The organism is Vallitalea guaymasensis (genome assembly GCF_018141425.1).
Classification (GTDB): Bacteria; Bacillota; Clostridia; order Lachnospirales; family Vallitaleaceae; genus Vallitalea; species Vallitalea guaymasensis.
Genome location: NZ_CP058561.1, coordinates 3,894,278 through 3,916,645, shown reverse-complemented (window position 1 = coordinate 3,916,645; position 22,368 = coordinate 3,894,278). Strand labels below are relative to the sequence as shown.

Sequence of the window (22,368 nt, the reverse complement as noted above, 5' to 3'; positions counted from 1 at the left end):
GTCTCCTTTTTAGTTTGTTTATGACAAAGGTTCTGTAACTAACTTAGCTAAATGAGGTACGTTCTTCTCATCTTCTATACAACTAATATGATCTCCATCTATTTTAGTGACTTCAAATTCTCCTAAACAGAATTGTTTCCAAAAATCCAAAGACCTCTCACTAGAATTAGCTAGATACTGGAAATCTTCACGAGCTAATAAAAATCTTACATCACCCATATAGATTGAAGGTTCAAATTGTGCTGCTTTGAAGCTTTGACAATAAATATTAAACATACCCATTGCCATATTCACAGGTACATTCTCCCCTGTTATCTTATGCATTGCCTCTACATAATCCCTGAATCTTTCTTCTTTTGTCAATGTACTTAGCTTTCTAAATAAATTACTGACTTTCGTGATTTTGTCATCCCCATCCAAATTACACAAAGCATTTTTTGGAATATTATCCCTATGCTTTTCAAATAATCTTTTGAATGTATAATCCAGTTCATCTATAGTAATCTCATCATAGACCTGTGGCAGGGTAATATAAAAATTAGTTATGAATATTGATTCTAAAAACAGTTCGTCTTTTATATCAGCTTGTACTGGATGACTGTCAATTAAGACCAAATCAACAATATTTACATTATTTTCAGCCAAGCGTTTAGCCACTTCCACCGCTATTAAACCACCTAGGCAATATCCAATAATCTGTACATCATTATTGTCATATTCCATAATTCTTTCAACATAATCATCAGCAATATTTTCTATGAGTTCCTCTGGGTTTATTGAAGAATATTTATCTGCATCTTTAACTGCGATTCCTATAACAGTACCTATATCTTCCTTCACAAGATGCTTTATAAGATATCTGAAACAGTTCATAGTTCCAAGTCCAGCATGTAAAATAATTCTAAGAGGTCCATTTTCATTTTTGCTATACTCAATGATTGAAGCATTACTAGAATCATTGGATGAATCATCTATTTGTTCTTCACCAGTTCCTTGTTGTCTAACGAATTTGGCAAGGGAATCAATACTTGGATAATTCAACAATTGACGTAGTAGAGCATCATAAGGTATATCTTTGTTAATGGCTAATAGTTCTTCGTGTAAAATACCAGCAGCTTGTGCCATTATGAGAGAATCGGCTCCATAGTCATAAAAATCATCTTCCTTACCTATCTCCACTACTTCTAAGACACTTTCCATAATTGTTTTTAGTTTTAATTCCAATTGGTCAAATACTTCTTCCTTATTCTCTTTATCATCATGAGATACATTTTGCATTTTGATACTAAGCAGTTTTTTACGGTCAACCTTCCCATTTTGAGTTAAAGGGAAAATAGATAATATTGAAATAGAAGTTGGTATCATATACTCAGGTATATATGAAGCTAAGTATTCTTTTAACTCATCTTCTGTGACTTTCGGTGATTTTTGATTATCGTCCAGCATGACAAATCCATATAATTGATTTTTGTTCTCTGTACCAACTATTACAACCGCTGATTTAACCTTCTCATGTCTATTCAAAGCCGATTCAATTTCTCCTAATTCAATTCTATGTCCTCTAATCTTGACTTGAGCATCTTTTCGTCCTAAGAATTCAATTTCTCCGCCAGGAAGGTATCTACCATAATCGCCAGTACGATATATTTTATCTTTTTCATGTATTATGAAACTATTGGCAGTTATCTCTTTCTGCCCTAGGTATCCTTTTGATAAACCTTGTCCCATGATTCCTAGTTCTCCTTCAACTAATACAGGACAATCTCTTAGCATAGAATCAAAAACTTTAAATTGTTGGTTAGCTAGAGGTCTGCCATATGGTATACTTTTATAAGATTTATCACTATCGTCATATACGTGGTATATTGACCATATGGAAGCTTCTGTAGCACCACCCATACATATGATATCTGCATTAGGCATTTTATTTTTAATTCTATCTGGTAGATTTACACCGATCCAATCTCCAGATAAAAATATTTTTTCCATAGAATCGAGGCTATAATTAGATACTTCCAAGTAATTAACCAGCATCTCCATAATCGCAGGAACAGTATTCCACATAGTTATATTATTTTCTGATATTAATGAGTACCAATAAGAAGGATCATTTAATTTACTATCCATAGGATATATTATCTTTCCTCCAACACTTAATAACCCGAAAATATCATAAACAGATAAATCAAAGCTAAGTTTTGATATTCCTATAATAGAATCATCGCTGGTAACCTTGAATCTATCATTTATATCATTTATAGTATTCAGGGCAGCTTTATGACTGATAGTAACACCTTTTGGCACACCTGTAGAGCCAGAAGTAAATATAATGTATGCTGTGTTATTTGAATCACCTGTAAATCTATTAAACTCTTCATTCCTAGGTTCTAATTTATCAACTTCAATAACTTTATAGTTATCATCTATTTTTATACTTGACGATGACGTCATAAGTACAATGTCAGAAGATGATTGTTCAATTATTGATTCAATCCTTGATACAGGTTGTTTATTGGATATTGGTACATAGATACCTCCAATATTCAATATCCCTAGGACACTTGCTACTTGATAAATGGATTTTTCCATTACTATAGCTATCTTGTCCTGTGGTTTACAACCTGCGTCTAATAGATAAGCTGATATAGTATCGCTTAATCTTATTAACTCTCTATAGGTTATTGAATTATTTCCATCTTTGACAGCTATATTATCCGGTGTTAATTCTGCTTGTTCAAATATTTGCTGGTGCAGTAATTTATCTGGCAAAATCTTGGATGTATCATTAACAATTTTTCTTTCGTTTTGCTGCCATAATGGAAGTTTCACAATATCTTTTTCATTCCAGGTTTCTTTCATTTCTATTAATCTATTCAATAATTCTTCAAAAGAATTAAACATATCCTTAATCATGTTTTGGGGGAATATCTTATCCCTCACATCCCAATTTATTCTAAGCCCATTCTCATCATCCATAGCTTGACAATCAATGAATACCTGTGGCGTTTGTGAAATACCATTTTCATTAACCTCTATTTTGGATGAAGCTACATTAGTGGATTCACTTCCTATGGCACTAGTAAAAATGATGGGCATCAGTTCTTTATTGCTATGTCTCCTTGCTAATTCTCTAATTACTTCTACTCCTGAAAATAATTTGTGGTCTAAGTCATCGAATAAACGTTTTTGAATGTCCTTTGCGTATTCTATAAATGTCTTGATGTCATTAAGGTTAATTTCCAATAAGTTGATAGTTGTAAAATCACCAACAATATCATTGACTTGTGGGTGTATAGGCATTCTATTCAACAATGTAAGATTAAGACAGAATCTACTTTCCGTACTCCATCTTTCTATTATGAGTGCAAATGCAGTTAAAACAGTTGCTGTAGGTGTCAATCCTTTTTTCTTTACAAAGTCTTTTAATATATTCCATTTATCTTGTTTTATATGTAAAGTATGTCTCTCGAACTTTACTTTTTCATTTTTCTCATTAACCAATATTGGTAATTTAGGTGCTGAAGGTAGAGTATCTACTCTTTGCATCCAATAATTTTTATCTTCAATATACTGTTTTGATTTTTTTAGCTTGTCGGCAGCTAATATATAATCTCTGAATGTGAGCTCTAATTTAGGAAGTTCTTCATCTATATTCCTATTCAATATATCAAATTCATTCAACAACAATCTAATGCTTGTCCAATCTGCTATTATGAATTCAATAGAGAAATGCATTATGTATTTATTGTTAGTCTTAGTAAGTTGTATATCGAATAATGGCCATTTCTCAATATCGTATACCCTATTACCCATGTTTTGCCGTATTTCATTCATTTTTTCTGTAAGCACACTTTCATCTTGTCCACTATAATCGTTATAGATTATTTCAAAATCATCTACTTCTTTCTGAATGTATTGATTACCACTTTTATCAAATTTCACACGTAACATATCATGCCGTTCAATCAATCTATTCCATATTTCTTCTGTCTTCTTCGGTTCTAATTGATCATATTCCAATTCCAGATATATATGGCATGCCACTCCACCATATTCAAAACTATCACTACGTCCTAACAGATATGCAGATTGTATATCAGTACAAGGAAAGGGCTCATACCTTGACTTTATGTCAGGAACTATTTTTATGGTCTCATTTTCTGTTAGTATATCTATTATCTTTTCCTTATTCTCTTTTAACATATTTAATTCATCTTTGCTGATACTGCCCTTTGGAGCTTTGAAGTGTAATTTATCATCTTCCATCCAAAGAGAAATACCTTTTACATATAAATCTTCTAAAAACTTTTCTATACTTATTTCCATATATATTCCTCCTGTTAATCTAACGAAACTATTTTTGCTCCATGCAATCTATTACCATCCAATTTATTCTTAATCCCTTTAATTCCTATTTCAATTATGTTCGTATGTTCAGAAGGCACTAATATTATTTTCTTATCATCACCAGTCAACAATTCTAATTTATCTCTGTTTTTATCATTAACTCCAACTTTGACCCATTCAATTTCTTTTGCACCATTTTTGTGCTTAACTTTTTTAATGGTATTCTTTATGTGATAATCGGAAGTTATAAAAGGTAATTCAACTGGGTCTGTAACAAAATATCCGAATTTTAATTTTTGTCCGTCTGGCTGTGTTCTATGACCTTTAATAACTCTTGATACTGAAATATTCTTATTTTTTACGTGATTTCTAATATTACCTATATTTTCTAAGGATGCTGCTTCATTATCACTTTTCAAGTTAAAATCGCACCAGCCTTCATTTGATCTACACCAATATTTCCAGCGTCTTTTTGCACTGCTTCCATAAAAAACACCAAAAACTGATGCAGCGTAATAAGCTATATCAGGCATTAAAAAAAGTTCAATGACAGGTCCATTCTCAAAATATATGAATGCATTACTTGCCCGCTCTGGATCAGCTCCCCAGCAAACAGTAAATCCTAATTCTTTAAAGTCATTTACAGCTTTTTGTAAATCTGTGACTTTGCATTGTAATTGATTAATTTTTAACATATTTACTCCTTTTTAACTATAAATAGATTTTGACCAAAATGTTTTAGAACATTATCATCATTCGGCAAAACATCTTCAATCAGAAAATTATTTTCCTCTAAGATGCTTCTCCACTGTTTAACAGTCAAGAATGTTGTTTTCGTATTATTTCTATCATCATTTGGTGATTCCATCATGAATACTTGTGATATGAGCATTTCAACAAATTCTTTTGTTGGTTCTATTATCAATAAGTAACCGCCTTTTCTCATGGTTCTTTGGAAGTTATTAAGTGTGTATTTCATATTACGAACATTGTTGAGAACACCATTGGCTATTATAATATCCTTACTTCCAATATTGATTCCTTGTTCTTTTAAATCAGTATCTATATCAATAACTTGATAATCCATATTGCAATAACTGCTGAAATATTTTTTTGCATTAGAAATAAAATAATTAGATATATCAGTGAATTGATAGAAGAAACTATTATTATTCCTTTTACTCATTTCCTCAAGTACTACCTTGGAAGTTGCTCCCGTTCCTGCTCCTACTTCCAAAATATTAATAGTATCTTTCTTACCATCCATAATTTCCATTACTTTTTTTGCTATTTTCCCATTTAGATATTTGGCTATTATTGTTTCACTATATAATGCATCAGCATAATCCATACGGCCTTTGGGAAATAATAAAAAAGTCGGATTCATCTCATCATTCAGAAACTGGGCAAGATTATTTGCATTGCTTTCAAAATAATCTACAACCAGTTTAGGGCATATTTTATTACTTGATATATAATTAACATTTTTCCAATAATTTTCCATATCATTCTTGGTTATTCTATTATTCCTATAGATGAATTCATTGTTAATTACATCAACATATTTTTTATCATGCAATACTCTTAACCATCTTTTTATCACCTTATTATATTTTGGTGACATCTTGATCAGAGTTAGTATATCTTCTTCTGTATAATGAACATTGGGCAATAAAGCGTTGTATGACTGTAATGTATACAACATAGATATTATAGATGCTTCATCCAAGCTGTCTATGTAATTGATAATATCCTTTTCTGTGACTCTATTCGTAGATTCACTATCCGTATTTTCAAATATGTATGGGTCAACCCATTCATTGCTACTTTGGTGGTTTAACTCTGGATACCCTAATTCTTTTGTTAACTGCTGCCATTGTTTTGCATATAGAATCATTTGCTGCATATTACACAAATCATATTTCTTTTCTGATTCACCCAAAATCATGCTTCTCATTTCCTGTATATCTTCTGCTATGGCTTTTGGCCATAACTCAGATAGTATCACATCATATGAAGGAGTTTTTTCATCTCCAATAATATGAGTGCTTTCATTCAAAAGCTCCCTAGGATATTTTGTAAACCTATCCTTTGGTTCTATATCCAGAGTAGGCAATTTCAGAATGGGCTGCCATATAACAGGACCATGAGTATCAGTAAGTGTTAATCTCCCACCTTGAACGTCTATGGAGAATCTATGGAATTCTCTTATGTAGCTATCTGGCTCATTTACATTAAGTTCATTATTTGCCTTTAATAGAAAAGGTATTTTACCTATGGTTCCTGATATTATCTGATATATACCTAATCCTTTGGTGCAACAAACAACTTTTATAGGACTTATGCTTGGTAATAGTTTAGATAGGATATGTACCATTGGAAAAAGAACTCTTGTGGAGCATTGTATCTCTATATACTGGGGTTTCTGTATTTTAAAGAGTTCTTTTGTACAATCCATGTATTTTTTCACAGAAGGAAGATTTGCATACAAATCTCCAACTTTGAAAAATACATTATGTTCTTTAGCAGTTTTCATGCACTTTGCTATATTCTTATGGCAAACAGGGTGTTCAAGAATTACATTTATTTTTCTCTGTAGAAATTCTATTGCTAAATCAACACCTTGACCACCCATGATTTCAGATTTTACAACAATACATGCTAAGTCAATATCACTAGGAATCTCTTTTATATCTGTATATAAATCAACTCCATAATACTTGGCACATTCTTTTGATTTCTCACTACCATTAGATAAAATACCAATCAACTTTACTTCATCTTTTATAAGTTGTAATGCTTCCAAATAAAATTGTCCGAATCCTACTCCACACACTATTGTTTTTATTACTTTTGTCTGGTGCATATTGACTCCTTCCTATTTTAGATAATTGTTATGCAATACCTGCTTTTAGAAAATGCTTATGTAACATCTTTCTTCCCCATAGACAACCTAATACAGATGTGATTATTGTTAAGATACTTAATATTATCATTAATTCTGGGGTCATTATCTCTATGCATTTTTGTGCGACTGGTAAAGATTGACTGCCTTTTTTAGCATATAACTCAATATATTCTTCCTGCATATATATGAAAGGATAATATTCACCAAGTGCCAATCCTAACATATAAGATGCATATCCTAAGGCAATAGATATGAATTTTTTTCTACCTAGAACGTTATAGATTATCTCTCCAATTATTCCGCCTGCCAATGTAGTTATAAACATACTGCCGCCAGGTGCCATATTAAAAAGCACAAGTCCTAATAGTGCACTGCTAATTATAAATATCCCTCTCATAGGTGCTTTCGTTATCATCAACATAAAAATCAATCCACCAATTGTTGATAGGATCAATGGCAATACAATCAATATAGGTGGGAAAAATCCTATTGTACAAGCTATAGCTCCAAACACTACTATGAGTAGAGCATTAAATATCCCTATTGTTATTAGATCTTTTACTTTACTGTTCTTTTGGGTATTATTCATGCTAAATTCTCCTTTTTATAATTATTTTTTTCTTTATTTATATTAAAATAATTGATTGTTTTATCATCATTGAATTTTAATACCGTATTGAATGTAAGATTAGCAAATTCTTCATCATGGGTAATCACAAAGATACATCTATTATTATTCGATATTTTCCTTATTGCACTACTGACTTGTTTCATGTTAGCAGCATCTAATCCACTTGTAGGTTCATCAAAAAATAGTAACCTAGAATCTTTCATACAAGCCATGGCTATAGCTAATCTTTGTTTTTGACCGCCAGAAAGAGAGGCTGGATGTCTTTCAATATATTTTTCCAGATTAAAATAACTAAGATATTCTTTTGCTTTGTCCCTTATCTCTTTAGAATCTGGCAATCCAATAATCATTTCCTCCAGGACACTAGGAGCAAACAGTTGGTAATCTACGTCCTGCATGACATAAGTTGAATTCTTGATTCGTACACGTTTTGATGCTTTCTTTGCATCTATATATATTTCACCTTTATTAGGTTTTTCAAGTCCCATCAATACTTTTAATAAAGTACTTTTACCAACTCCATTTTTCCCAAGTATACCTATTACGTCTCCACCATATGAATCAAATGAAACATTGTCAAAGATATACTTTCCTCCTCTATATCTAAAAGATAAATTATCAACTTTCAATAGAGGATTAGCTCTGATTGATTTGGAGTTTCTATCGTATTTTATTAACTCTATAGGACTTATATATAATTGTCTCAGATCTTTTTTATCAAGCCAAAGGGAGGATTTTTTTACAAAATCTTTTCCATCTATTATTTCTTTTATACCCCCATTTTCCATATACACAACTCTATCCGCCAGGTCTTTTAGATAATTGAGTCTATGCTCTGATATTATGATTGTGTGACCCTTTTCTTTTAATTTTCTTAGTACTTCACCTAGTTGTTTTGTTCCCTCAGAATCCAGATTAGAGGACGGTTCATCCAACACATATATCAACGCTCCAAGAGTATATACAGAAGCAACAGCAATCTTTTGTTTTTCTCCGCTGGATAAGTTTAAAAGCTGTTTATCTATTAGTTTATTAAGCTTAAGGTCTTCAACAGATTTTATTATATTCTCTTGAATGATTTCAGAATCAATTCCATAATTCTCACTTGAAAATGGAATTTCAGTCTTTACATGTAGAGTAAAAAATTGTGAACGGGGGTCTTGAAAGACAGACCCTACCTCACGTGAAATCTCTCTTATTCCATCTTTGCTTAAATCATAGTTCTTGACCTTAGCTTTCCCCCTAAATTCTCCATTATAGAAATTAGGAATTAATCCATTGACACATCTTGTTAAAGTAGTTTTTCCACACCCGCTTTTTCCTGTAAGTACAATAAATTCTCCTTTTTTTATAGAAAGATTAATATCTGATAATGCTTGTTCATCGCTTCCTTCGTATTTAAAATATAAATGTCTGTAGTCAATAACTGTCTGGTTCTTTTCCAACATAATATACTCCTTAATAATTCATTATTATCAATCACAATAATATATAATTCTTGTCAATAAAAATAATTAAAACCGCTATACATATAAAAGCAATACAATAACACCCGTCAACAAGTTGAAATCTCACTTTTGTGGTGCAAGTTCTATTATTATCAAGGTCTAATCCCTTGCAAAGTGTAGCCGCTGACAACTCGTCAGCTATTTTTGCACTTCTTATTAATAAAGGCATCATAAAATTTTCAATCATTTTCATTGGGTGCATTATAAATCCTATAAAAGAAGTATTTAACCCTCTCATTTTAAGACTGATCCTGACCAGACTTATTTCTTCTGTAATTGTAGGTGCATATCTATACACCACAGCTAGTGGAATAATAAATGTCTTAGGTATTTTCATATGTTCTAGAGCAGTTATCATCTCATTCATATAGTTCTTATTGAACATGATGAAACAAACTATATATATAGGTATTACATGCAGCAGCAAAATAATTATCATTGATATAACCATACTTATAGAATAGGTTGGTATAAGGGTTAAAGCTCTTCTAGCAATAATTAATATATTATAAGCCACAAAAAAATGGATGGCTTTTTTCTTCATCTTCTGACTAAACATCAATATGTCTAAAATAAGAAACAATACATATACCATAGCCAGTTGAAAAAGCATACAACTTAATACAGATACCACTATAACCAAAAATATTAATACACGAGGATCGGGTTTTGATGTTTTAAAGTCCATTCTATTCATTGTATCTATCCTTCATCTATACTATACTCCATCCTTCAGCTTTCTCACGTATGGATAAGAAATTCTTATAGATACCTTCCTCATCCAATAACTTGTCATGACTTCCTTTTTGTACTATTTCGCCATTATCTACAACTAATATCTGATCTGCATTTTGGATAGTAGCTAGTCTGTGTGCTATTGTTATCATGGTTTTCCCTTCTACAAGTGAACTTATCGCCCTCTGAATCTCATATTCATTTTCAGGATCGACACTTGCAGTAGCTTCATCTAAGATTACTATAGGAGCATCTTTCAATATGGCCCTAGCAATAGAAATCCTTTGTTTCTCTCCACCTGATAATGTTGAACCGGCATCCCCTATAATTGTGTCATATTTATCTGGTAGACTCATGATAAAATCATGGCATCTAGCTTTTTTAGCTGCTTTTATGATATCTTTTTTACCTGCACTAGGATTACCGAACTTAATATTGTTATAGATTGTATCGTGGAACAAATATACATTTTGAAACACCATACTGATGTTTTTCAATAGACTTTCACACTTCATATCCTTGATATTTTGTCCACCTATGGTTATTATCCCCTTGTTTACATCATAGAATCTAGCTATCAAATTACATATTGTTGTTTTACCGCTGCCAGAAGCTCCTATAATTGCTGTAGTGGATTTTTGAGGGATATGAAAAGATACATTCTTCAATATCTCATTCTTGTCATATGCAAAGATCACATTGTCAAACTCTATATCATATGAGGATAATTCTTTGTTTACACCGTCTTCATCAATATACTCGGCATGATTTATTTTATCCAATTTATCCATTGTCTCATCTATTATTTCCAATACGTGTGTGGCATTATTGATACCTTCAACATTACCAAAAATAACAAAGGAGAACATTACCATCATAAGCATTGTTGGCATATCCATTGTTCCATTATTAGCCATTAATGCAGCCACACAAACTATAGCTATAGATGCTATTTTAAGAGATATTACATGAAAACTATTATATACAGTGAATTCCTTTTCTATCTTTATATTGATATCTTTACTCTTTTTATAAGCATCTTCTATCCCTTTTCTTGATACACCTTCTTGTTTGAAAGCTTTTACAATGGGAATTCCTCTTATATACTCAATTGTAGCTGCAATCATTGATTCTTGAGCAAATTGGTGTTCTGGTGCATTTTTATCACTTTTATTGCCTAACAATTTTAAGAAAAAAGCTGATAACAAAACTCCAGCAAGACATATCAAACCAATCTCGATCTTGTAAAATAACATGCACAATATCATTGTAAAAACACAAATATATCCATTAACCACAGTATCTATCATTTTCATTCCATACATCTCTACAAATGAAAGATCGGTTGTAACTGATGCTGCTATTTCTCCAGCATTATGGGTATCAAAGAATCCTAATGATACTCTTTTCAATATATTACCTATCTCGATTCTTTGATCTGCAGTAACTTCATAACCAACACTTTCCTGAGATTTTGCTTTTAGATAAGAAAACAAGAACCTACCTAATAAAGCAATAATCATGAAACCTAGTAGATACAGAACATAATCAGTAGTTAGTTTTTTTGTCCCATTCATATCTTCAATAACAAGATTTAATCCAATGGCAGTTCCCATGATAGGCATTGCAATGAATAATGAATTGAAGAAAGAATATACAAATCCTCTATATATACGTTTTTTTCTATTTCCTGTCCATCTAATTATTCTTTTTATTGATCTAAACACTTAATTGCACCTCACTATCATTTGATTTACTACTGCTTGCAGCCCAATGTTTACTTCCAATATGGGCATCCCACATATTTTTGTACATACTTGATTTATGCAATAGGTCTTCATGGGTACCTATTTCTTTGATTTTACCATTATCAAGAATAACAATATTATCTGCATTCTTAATGGTTGATAGTCTATGAGCAATAACCAAAAGTGTTTTACCTTTTGTTAGTTCCGCTATTGATTTTTGTATTTTGTCTTCATTTTCTGGATCAGTGAAAGCTGTAGCTTCATCAAGAATAATAATTGGGGAATTTTTAAGTATTGCTCTAGCTATAGCTATTCTCTGTTTTTCACCACCTGAAAGTTTTCCTCCTGCTTCTCCAGCAGTAGTATCATATTTGTTATCAAGTTTTTCAATGAATTCATGACAACAAGCTGCTTTTGATGCTCGAATTACCTCTTCATCAGATGCACTAATGTTTCCTAATCTAATATTTTCCATTAAAGAGCAGTTGAACAGGAAATTATCCTGTGTCACATAGCTTATTGAATCCATCAACTGATCTATTGGGATATCTTTAATATCAACTCCGCCTATTTTTATTTCTCCTTTGGTTACATCCCAGAATCTTACAAGCATTCTTGCTATTGTGGATTTCCCACTTCCAGAAGCTCCTACAAAAGCTGTAAATTGACCCTCTCGTAGATTAAGATTAATATCTGTCAATGCACTTTTGTTCTCAACATCAGCTTTTTCATCATCATTATAAGAAAAAGATACATTATTGAACTCAATATTATAGGAATTCAATTTTATTTCTTTTGAAGCATTTGGTAATTCATCTATACCCACATATTCATAGGTGTCTCTCAAAGCAAATTGTATAGCTTTCAAATCATTTACAAGTATAGTAAAGTTAGTAAGTGCGCCAACTATTCCAAGTGACAGTAATAAGCACATTGTCAATTCAGCTGGACCTAGCGAACCTTTTATATATAAATACAAACCAATAGGTAATGTTCCAAGTAGAGATGTTGGTAATGCAGAACTGGCGAAATTAATTAACTTCCAAGTACTTCGAAACCAATCCAATGTATAATCTTTGAATTCTTTTACTGCTGATTCAAATTTTTCATATGATTTTGCTGATTGATTGAAGGCTTTTATTACTTGAATTCCTTCTATATACTCTACAATTACACCATTGACATAATTACTTGATTCCATGTAATCATCGTATTTTTCATTATATGTTTTCATGACTATTCCATAAGCGATACCTCCAATGAAAACAGAAATCAATGATGCCAATGCCATTCTCCAATCAATGATTATGAGATATATTAATACACATATGGATAATACAAGATTGGAAAGGCTCTCTGGAATCATATGTGCCAATGGAAGTTCTATAGTTTCAACTCTATCAACGATAGTATTTTTTATTTTTCCTGCTGATTCATTGAGAACTACTCCTAATGGTACTTTCATTAACTTATCACATATAGATAGCCTGATACTCTCCAATATCCTATAAGCAGATATGTGTGATAAAACTGTAGAGAATCCATGAAATGCAACCTTTACTACATATCCTGCTAATCCAATTCCCGACCAGAATATTATGTTATCCACTGTTTGAGCTCCATCAAAGAATAATATGAAAATACGATAAACTGCCATATAAGGAACTATTCCTCCAAATACACTTATGATGGCAAATAATACCGAAACTACTAATTTTACTTTGCATTCTTTTGCATAAAATGAAACGATACTTAACCAATTTTTTTTCTTCATTCATATCCCTCTATCTTTTATTTGTTTAGATAACTTGTGTCTAATCTATAGATTGTAAACAAAGGTGTAATAGTTTTTATAATATATCTAATTGAATCTTTACGTAAATACCTCCTTAATTTGTGAATATTATTTTTCGAAAATGAAAATTTTGATATAGCAGTTATTTGTTTAATTAATTAGAATATATCATAACCAGTATAATCCAATTGATAATGATAGTCAATATTAATTTTAAGAATTGAATTAAATTTTCATTAAATTAACAAAAAGCCTTTATTAATGAATTAAATATATTACATAAAAAAAAGATGTTGAAATATCAACATCTTATATATTCTATTATTAATTTATTTGAAATTCACTTGATAATCCATCAAAATGTATGATATCACCTGTCCATCCATTTTTATATGCACCATGGTGAAGAATTCTGTATGTTCCTGGCAAAGTATCGTTAGGTATTGTCCATTCTACTTTTGCTAGAGAACTACCCCATACTGGATCTTTTCTTATCCATCTGTATTTAGTCTCCCAATCCCAATCATTAGCGATTGTTACCCATTGATTATCAACTCGTTTTTGTACTTCTAGATAAGTTGATTGAGTTTTTAGATCATTCTTGGGATGACCAGTCCAGAAGGAAACAGATACATCATCACCAATGTTGTAAGAAGAGTTTACGTCTTCTTCAACTTCTCCAAAATCCTTACCTATAGGAACATTATCCAGTACAACTCCTGTTTGAAAACACATTTGTTCGTCTTTCAAATCTCTAGGTGTAGGACCTGGTTCAGTTGCTACATTATTCTTCATGTCATTAGTTATTTTGTGGAATTCTTGTAAATAGCTTGGTAATGTCCATTTTCCAAAATGAGTGGACGCTCCTTCGTAATGCTGTACATCATATTCTTCCTGGGTAGCTACGTAACCACTATAGGCATTGGAGAGTCCTGCTAAAACAACGGTATGGTCTATATTAGAATCTTTGTCCATAGTCTGCTTGACTATTCTTTTTAGCCTTCTACCAGACATAGAGGTGAATTCAGCTGGAACTGCCACTAAGATTAATTGACCTATTTTCATAATCTGTATAGGCAATATTTCTGGAGTCCAAGGATAAGGTTCTCCTTTTCCAGTGGCAAAAAGTATTGGTTTTGGATAGTGCTGTTCCCATAGTTCTGGATATTTCAATCCATTGACAGTATTGATTTCCGGAATTATATTCAAAAAATGTTGAGCAGTCTTTACTAGGTTGCATCCCTCATCTATTGGATAATCATCTGCAGTCATTCCCTCATGGAACATATCTATATTACTAGGACCATCCTCTGCTCCACAAGCAAATGAATATCCTATAGCAGCATCATAGGTCAACTTATGGTCTGATTCTGTTATTTCATTTGGCAGTTCGCTATTGCACTTATAACTAGTATACTCTGGAGCTACACTTATGTTGGAAAAATCTATGTATTTATGTCTATAATCAATGTTACCACTTACAATAGTATTTGCAGAATTACTTAGTTCAAGTCCCTTCAAGTATTGCTGTTCTCCTGCAAATTTCGTACTTTCAAAATCATTATCTCCATATCCTAGTTCTCCGCCATGAATATTCGGAGATACATCACCACAATCACTTTGGGCAAATGCAGCTACAAATGTTTTATCTGCCATATAATCAGTACCCATAGTTTTTTCATATAGATATGATGCATATCCTTTATTATCACTGGATATATAATGATTTGTATTACCCATAGATGTTGGATGTATTGGGAACCAATTTATTATTCCCAATAAGTCTCCATTACTGTTTTTGAAATTAAGCATTACCATGTCCCTATCAATATCATCTGTAAAAATATTTCTCTCATCTTCATCATTGTTATTATAGGCTACAATAGACCTATTGATACTTGTCCCATTAAGAGTAGAAGAATTAATCTCAATATAACCTGTTTCAAGGTTATTATGAGCTCTTACTATAGAATTATATACACCATCTACTATACAGTCATAATTTTCTTCAATGTAACCATATGCTGAAATATTATATAAAGCATAATGAGAATGACCTGCTGGACCACAATGAGTATGAGTAGCACTTAACATAACGTTTTCATCTCTATATAAATCACCATATGTCTCCTGCAATTTCCTCATTACGCCCTGTTTGACTCCCTGAAAAAGTTGTCCCAAATCTGCACTAACAAACACAGTTCTCTTATTATCGGTGTTATCAGCAACTATAAATGCCCTTGACCGAAGTCTAAGATGAATCCCTTCTGTTATTTGTTCATTGCTGGCATAACCCATCATTACTACTTCTGCGGCTGGTCCTGTGATATCGTAAATACCTGTCCCAACATAAAAGTTTGCATTGTCTTGTGCATATGTAACATTACGTGTAGGTATTGCAAGCAAGGATATAGCGCATAATAGGCATAAAAACTTTCTGAATCCTCTTAACATATAAATCTCCTCCTTGTCCTAGTAATATAATATATTCATATATATTGTTCTTTATGAATATACCTTATATTCAAGGAGTTAATAAAATATGACTTATTTCAGTTTATAATTCCATAAATATATCTATCAATTCCACTTACCTTAAAAAGCAAATGTATCCTAGTGATTTATTACATAATAAAAAGACTTGGAGATTTTATTCCCAAGTCTTCTTATGTTAATCATAGTCATTTATGTGATTGTTGTAATCCTTTATGTAATTGTTGATTATTAAATATAGTCATAGTCATCAGGCACAGTGAAACTACCTTTAAATAGATTGAGTACAATACATATGATACCCATTATTAGGTAACCGTAGAAATAAGGGTTCAAGCTTATTCCCAAGGATGGTGAATGAATAAAACCAACGAGAGCCAATGCAGCTGCCACCAATCCAACATAACCCGCTTTATCCAAGCGTTTATCAATTATAAAAGCAGTGATAGCCGCCCATAACATACCAGTCAAAATAGCTCCATATTTTAGTTCTGTTACTCCTGCCCACATTACCCCTTCATTAGTCAGAGCCGAAGCAATCTCTGGTGTAACCTCATAAATACCTTGGGAGGATAACGCTAATGTTACCTCAGTATATATGTAATCAGCAATATGTGGTATGAATGCAACAACAACTGCTGCACCATGTCTGAATGGTCTAGCTTCTCTAAATGCCTGTACGATAATAGTTATTGAACACCAAACAAATGTGATTGCTGCAATTACAGGAGGCATTATAGAATTAATGAATGCATAAGCTCCAAAGATACCAGCAGCTCCTAATATCAGTCCAGATATCCAAGAATATCCAGAACCTGCTTTACCTTTTTTTAGTCCAGGATGACCAAGCCATACAGTGTTAGGAACAACGCCACCAAAAATAGCTGATAACATAGTCATTGAACCATCAGCAATCTGAGCTTCACGGACATTATATTTATCACCTGCGGCTATTGCAGATTCAACATTATCCATTGTCTCTATGAAGTTATATATTTGAATAGGTATAATAACTGCAAGGTATGGTCCTATAAGCTTCATACCATTTATAACCGCCTTTACTCCATCTACAGGATTAGTAAGCGTAAATCCAAAACCACTTACATCCGGTTTTACACGACCTAATACAATAGCATAGAGTATACCTCCGACAACAGCTACAAGTAACGCAGGTATCTTTTTAGGAAATACATATCCACCAATTAATCCAATGATGGCAATTATCAATACAGGCATTCCAAGGATTGGATCAGCATATACATCATAGAATCCTTTGTTGATCATCCATACTAGCGCAATACCACCAACTGTTCCAAGTAAAGCCGCACGTGGCAAGAACTTTCTTAGCCATGGTCCAACAAAACTACCTAAAGCTTCAATTACTCCTCCTAAAAATGTTGCCGCAACTGCTACCATCCATACTTTTTCTGGATCACCGATAGCATAGTTAAGGGGTGCGATAACTCCCCATAAGTAAACAAACATTGCTGGAGTAGATACTCCTGAAGGAAGTGCTGTTACATCTGATCGTCCTTCATTTTTTGCCAGTCTGTTAGCCATCCATGCATAATAGAAACCTGAACCCATAAGTCCAATGGACATACCTGGAATGACTCTTCCAAATACTAGATACTCAGGCCATTCAAATACGTATAGCAACACACCGATTACAATGATGTAGTTAACTATATTGCCAGCTAAAGTATAGGCAATACCACCAATGTCACCACTTCTAAATAAAGGTAATTTTCTCTCTTTCACTTTGTAGTCTCCTTTTCATGTTATTGTAATGACTTTATAGAAAAATTAAATATTAAATCCCATTTCATTTAATTCTTTCTTGACTTCTTCATACATGTTGACCCATTCTTCTACTGGTTCAATTTTTTCCATATCATATGCTTCGTTAAATGGTTTACCTGGATTTCCACCTTCTAAACTAAATACATGCTCATATTTATCTAATAATTTTAATACTATTTCATTGGCTGTTTCACGAGTTAATCTATTATCTACAACAGCACGTCCTACTTCACCCATCAATCGCACTTCTAAACCAGTACCATGAGGAACTAATCCATCAGCAGCACCAACACCTTCTAGATGACCTCCAGAAACAGTTGCTGTAATAGCATTAGCTGCTACCTCATATAATAATTCTTTTGTTAAGGCTCCACTTTTTGGATATATGTCACAGAATATAATATTTGGTGCATGATTTGCATAAGCTTGACAAGCCATACTATGTACATACATACTTCCACGAGTTGAAGTTGCAACATGTCTTAAGTCAATTGGATGGCAAAGATGGTAATCAGCTCTACATAAGATATTAGCTGCCATAATAGATGCAATCATCAAGAGAGCTGAACCTGCTGCATCTCCACCTAATCCACCAACCATTGTACAAGTAAGTCCTGCATTTCTCATACCATAATCTATACTGCTTGCAGTACGAACCATATTATCTCTATCAATAACCAATTCATTAAGCATAACTGTCAAGTGACTATCACATGGTCTTAAACGGTCAGAACCTACAGCCGCCAAATCACCTATTTCTGAAACTGCACTTTCTGCTGCTAACATACCCATTCCTGGACGACCAACTTCTCTTGTAGCGCTACGTAATAAATCTAATTCTCTTCTAACTGCCAAGAGTTCGGAAGCTTCGTGTTTTCTTACAGGATAACCATCTACTGTAGTTAATGAACCACATGTGATAAGATCAACAACCTCTTCCTTCGCCCAGCTTTTTACTGTTGGCTTGAAAATATCTTCTGGAGTTGGACATCCTGGATTTCCAGCCCAAACTAGTGGATATCTTGTATCTTCTGGTTTTCTTGCATATAATGTTACAGCATCTTTTCCTTCTCCCATTAGAATCTCTTGTTTAGCATTTTTCAATGCTTCATCTATTTCTTCTTCAGTAAGATATATTCGTCTACCTTCTGACAAGTAATATACACCAATTTCTGAAATCAGTTCTTTCGCTGCTTTAAATGTATTTTCAATAAGAGTATCATCTGTTGGAATAATCGTATTACTATCAAATTTTAAATCATATTTTGAAACTAACTCCATTGTCTTGATTACTATGTACTCTACATCCCATTGTTCTTTTTCAATCTTTTCACCATTGTGTGCTCTCTCTAATAGTTCTAAATAATGCATATCATTACTCCTTTTTATTTAGTTATAGTTTTTATGTATAAAATATTATTCTTCCACGTAAATATCGATAAAATCGAAGGTTGAAAAATCAAATAAACCTTTTTCACAAACTTTGATTTCAGGTATTACTACAAGTGACATGAAGGAAAGTGTCAATAATGGATTAATATCAACTTTTGGTGCAATTATCTTTATCATCTTATTAAGCTTTCCCAAATCTTTTATTACTGTTTCAGAGTCCCTAGTAGTGATTAATCCACAGATTTCAAGATTCAACTTAGCCAGTACTTCATTATCATTTACAACAACGATACCACCCTGCATCTCTTCTATAGCTTCAATCGCCTTCATTATATCCTTGTCGTTAGTTCCAACAACAATTAGATTATGAGAGTCGTGAGAAATAGTAGTTGCTATTGCTCCTGATTCCAGCTTTAGACCTTTTAGTATACCTTTGCCTATGTTGCCAGTTTTCCTGTGTCTTTCAATTACTAGAATTTTTTGCTGATCTTTTTCTATATCTGGTTGAAAGTGTCCTTGAGCATTGGTTGTGACCTTTTCAATAGATTTCTTAGTTACTACTCCATTGTTGATTACTTCTATGACATTAGCTTTCTGATGATCTTTCATATCAATAATCAAATCTTCTTTTTTTATTTCAGGTATATTTATGGAAGCTATCAGTTTCTCTGGTTTTTTACATATATTTGTTGAAACTTCATCTATCAGCTTTTTATCTTTTACTACTAATTTTCCATTTTTATATACATCAATAATGTTAAGGCCCTGAATATTATCTACTATTGAAAAATCTGCAATATACCCTGGAGCTATTGCTCCTTTTTCATGGAGTTTATAACATTGGCAAGTATTATAAGTTGCCATTGATATAGCTATAATTGGATCAAGACCTGACTTGATTGCTAGTTTTACATTATAATTGACTCCACCAATAGTCACTAGCTCGTCAAGATGTTTATCATCTGTTGCAAAACATAATAACCTATGGTTTCTCTCATTGACACTTGGTATAATATTAGGTAGATCTTTACATACTGAACCATATCTAACCAAAGTGTGGATTCCTCTTCTGTTTCTTTCTATTAAATCTTCAGCTGTCGTGGATTCATGGTCAGTTTTAATTCCTGCTGTTGCATAAGCATTCAACTTATTGATATCAAATCCTGCACAGTGACCGTCGATAATACGATTTTTGTTTTTAGCGTCTTCCAATTTTTCTATCATGTCCTCATTGCAAGATACTACCGCTGGAAAATCCATAACTTCTGCAAGCCCTAGAACACTCTCTTCTTCATATAGTGGTTTTAGGTCTTTAGCCTTTAGAATTGCACCACCCCTCTCAACACTAGTGGCTGGGACACATGAAGGAAGCATTATATTGACATCTAATGGCACATGTTTAGCCATATCCATCATGTATTTTATTCCATCAACTCCACTTACGTTAGCTATTTCATGAGGATCAGCAATAATAGTCGTTACTCCAAAAGGCAATATTGCATTAGAGTATTGAATTGGCGTAACCATAGAGGATTCTATGTGCAAGTGTCCATCTACAAAGCCTGGAATGATGGTTTTACCAATTCCATCGACTTCTAATTCACCTTTCCCTTTGTATTCACCTATTCCAACAAAATATCCATCTTTGATTGCTATATCTGATATATATGTATCTAGATTAAATACATCTACGATATTGACATTATTAATTACTAAATCCGCTTTTACTTCTTTTGTTGCTGCTTTTATTCTATCTACAAGCATTACACAAGACTCCTTATGACGATTATATATAATTTTATTTGGTTTTTTGAAGTTTCATATTAAGTAGTCTGGTATGTATTTTAAAATAGAAAGTAAGGATTTTTCCTTGAACATATAAAAAAAGACTTTCTATTAGAAAGTCTCTTGATTCATAGTAGATATGCATTGCATAAATTTCAGTAAGACCAAAAAAACATCAGTTGGTTTATGAGTAACTGATTCCTTTAATCTATAAAGCACCTATTTATAAATAATAAATTGGCACTAACTAATTATACTATAAAATCGTAGTCCTGTATTTTACGGTTACAGGGTAGAGACTTTCTCACCATATTAGAGAATTTATACGAAACAATTAATTTTTATTATAAAATATACTCAAGCCAGTTAAGATAACTAGTTTGAGTTTTCATTTGATTGTTGAATAATTTATCTATGATATAGATTGTAGAATATTGTATCACAATATTATATTTTGTCAAGATAGTAATAATCCACAAGAATAATTTTTCAGTTGGGTCGTGTAATTTTATCAGCTGTCAACTACATAATAATCATGTTCAGCATTCCCGTTGGTTTTTTATATTTATTTTACAAATTCTTCTTTCAGTAATCCCATTACTATGATATCATGATAATTTCCTTCTCTATAAAGTTCTTTACGTAAAACTCCTTCTGTTATGAATCCACATTTTTCATAACATCTCATTGCTCTTTTGTTGAATGAATATACATTTAATTTTATTTTGTTAATATTCATCTCGTTGAAGATAAATCTTATAAGTACATTCATTGCATCAGTTCCGTATCCTTTATTCCAATACTCTTTGTTTCCAATGAATATGCCTATTTCCACGTTACTGTTTTTCCAATCAACTTGATTTATTCCACAACCGCCAATATATATATTATCTTCAAGAGTTTCAATAGCAAAATTATATGTGTCTTTCAATGCAGTATTACTTTCAAACCACTTTTCTTCATCTTGCAACGTATAGGGAAATGGTATTCCTGGATTAAGGTTCTTTTTAACTTCCTTGTCATTAATATAGTTTTGTGCTGCTTCCACATCCGATTTTTTATATTCTCTTAACCTGATTTTTTTTCCTTCATACATTATTATTACCCCTCTCTTTTTTGAATTCAGCTTATTTATGAAGTATTTATCTCCATATTGCTATATATAAATTATATACATGTACTAGAATAATGTCAATTTGCAGTTAACTATTGTATTGAAAAAA

13 protein-coding genes and 1 riboswitch are annotated in these 22,368 nt (G+C 32.2%); all 13 genes read right to left on the bottom strand.

Annotated features, from left to right (window positions below):
- Window positions 1-18: 18 nt before the first annotated feature.
- The 13 genes from HYG85_RS16780 to HYG85_RS16720 all read right to left on the bottom strand — a co-directional run bounded on the left by HYG85_RS16780 (window position 19) and on the right by HYG85_RS16720 (window position 22,241).
- Window positions 19-4,326: a non-ribosomal peptide synthetase gene (locus tag HYG85_RS16780; protein ID WP_212690622.1), complete on the bottom strand. Its 4,308-nt coding sequence runs from the start codon at window positions 4,324-4,326 to the stop codon at window positions 19-21.
- 14 nt (window positions 4,327-4,340) lie between these two features.
- Window positions 4,341-5,042: a VOC family protein gene (locus HYG85_RS16775; RefSeq protein WP_212690621.1), complete on the bottom strand. Its 702-nt coding sequence runs from the start codon at window positions 5,040-5,042 to the stop codon at window positions 4,341-4,343.
- A 2-nt stretch (window positions 5,043-5,044) separates the two neighbouring features.
- Window positions 5,045-7,213: a Gfo/Idh/MocA family oxidoreductase gene (locus HYG85_RS16770; protein ID WP_212690620.1), complete on the bottom strand. Its 2,169-nt coding sequence runs from the start codon at window positions 7,211-7,213 to the stop codon at window positions 5,045-5,047.
- Window positions 7,214-7,241: 28 nt separating this feature from the next.
- Window positions 7,242-7,844: an MptD family putative ECF transporter S component gene (locus HYG85_RS16765; protein WP_212690619.1), complete on the bottom strand. Its 603-nt coding sequence runs from the start codon at window positions 7,842-7,844 to the stop codon at window positions 7,242-7,244.
- Complete coding sequence (locus HYG85_RS16760) at window positions 7,841-9,334, bottom strand: ABC transporter ATP-binding protein (RefSeq protein ID WP_212690618.1); 1,494 nt, start codon at window positions 9,332-9,334, stop codon at window positions 7,841-7,843. The genes HYG85_RS16765 and HYG85_RS16760 overlap by 4 nt, the downstream gene beginning before the upstream one ends.
- A 31-nt stretch (window positions 9,335-9,365) precedes the next feature.
- Window positions 9,366-10,091 carry an energy-coupling factor transporter transmembrane component T gene (locus tag HYG85_RS16755; protein ID WP_212690617.1) on the bottom strand — a complete coding sequence of 242 codons (726 nt, stop codon included), beginning with the start codon at window positions 10,089-10,091 and terminating at the stop codon, window positions 9,366-9,368.
- Between the two features lie 16 nt (window positions 10,092-10,107).
- Entirely contained in the window at window positions 10,108-11,856 is a 1,749-nt protein-coding gene (locus tag HYG85_RS16750; RefSeq protein ID WP_212690616.1) for an ABC transporter ATP-binding protein, read from the bottom strand.
- On the bottom strand, window positions 11,849-13,651 hold the full coding sequence (locus HYG85_RS16745; protein ID WP_212690615.1) for an ABC transporter ATP-binding protein: 1,803 nt from the start codon (window positions 13,649-13,651) through the stop codon (window positions 11,849-11,851). The genes HYG85_RS16750 and HYG85_RS16745 overlap by 8 nt, the downstream gene beginning before the upstream one ends.
- A 345-nt stretch (window positions 13,652-13,996) precedes the next feature.
- Window positions 13,997-16,126: a neutral/alkaline non-lysosomal ceramidase N-terminal domain-containing protein gene (locus HYG85_RS16740; RefSeq protein ID WP_212690614.1), complete on the bottom strand. Its 2,130-nt coding sequence runs from the start codon at window positions 16,124-16,126 to the stop codon at window positions 13,997-13,999.
- A gap of 270 nt (window positions 16,127-16,396) precedes the next feature.
- Window positions 16,397-17,926 carry a xanthine/uracil/vitamin C permease gene (locus HYG85_RS16735; RefSeq protein ID WP_212690613.1) on the bottom strand — a complete coding sequence of 510 codons (1,530 nt, stop codon included), beginning with the start codon at window positions 17,924-17,926 and terminating at the stop codon, window positions 16,397-16,399.
- Between the two features lie 45 nt (window positions 17,927-17,971).
- Entirely contained in the window at window positions 17,972-19,339 is a 1,368-nt protein-coding gene (locus HYG85_RS16730; RefSeq protein WP_212690612.1) for a monomethylamine:corrinoid methyltransferase, read from the bottom strand.
- A gap of 45 nt (window positions 19,340-19,384) precedes the next feature.
- The gene (ade, locus tag HYG85_RS16725; RefSeq protein WP_212690611.1) at window positions 19,385-21,124 is read right to left on the bottom strand and encodes an adenine deaminase; all 1,740 of its coding nucleotides are present in this window, start codon (window positions 21,122-21,124) and stop codon (window positions 19,385-19,387) included.
- A gap of 268 nt (window positions 21,125-21,392) precedes the next feature.
- Window positions 21,393-21,494, bottom strand: a riboswitch (purine riboswitch).
- Between the two features lie 216 nt (window positions 21,495-21,710).
- Window positions 21,711-22,241, bottom strand: a complete 531-nt coding sequence (locus HYG85_RS16720; protein WP_212690610.1) for a GNAT family N-acetyltransferase — start codon at window positions 22,239-22,241, stop codon at window positions 21,711-21,713.
- Window positions 22,242-22,368: the final 127 nt, after the last annotated feature.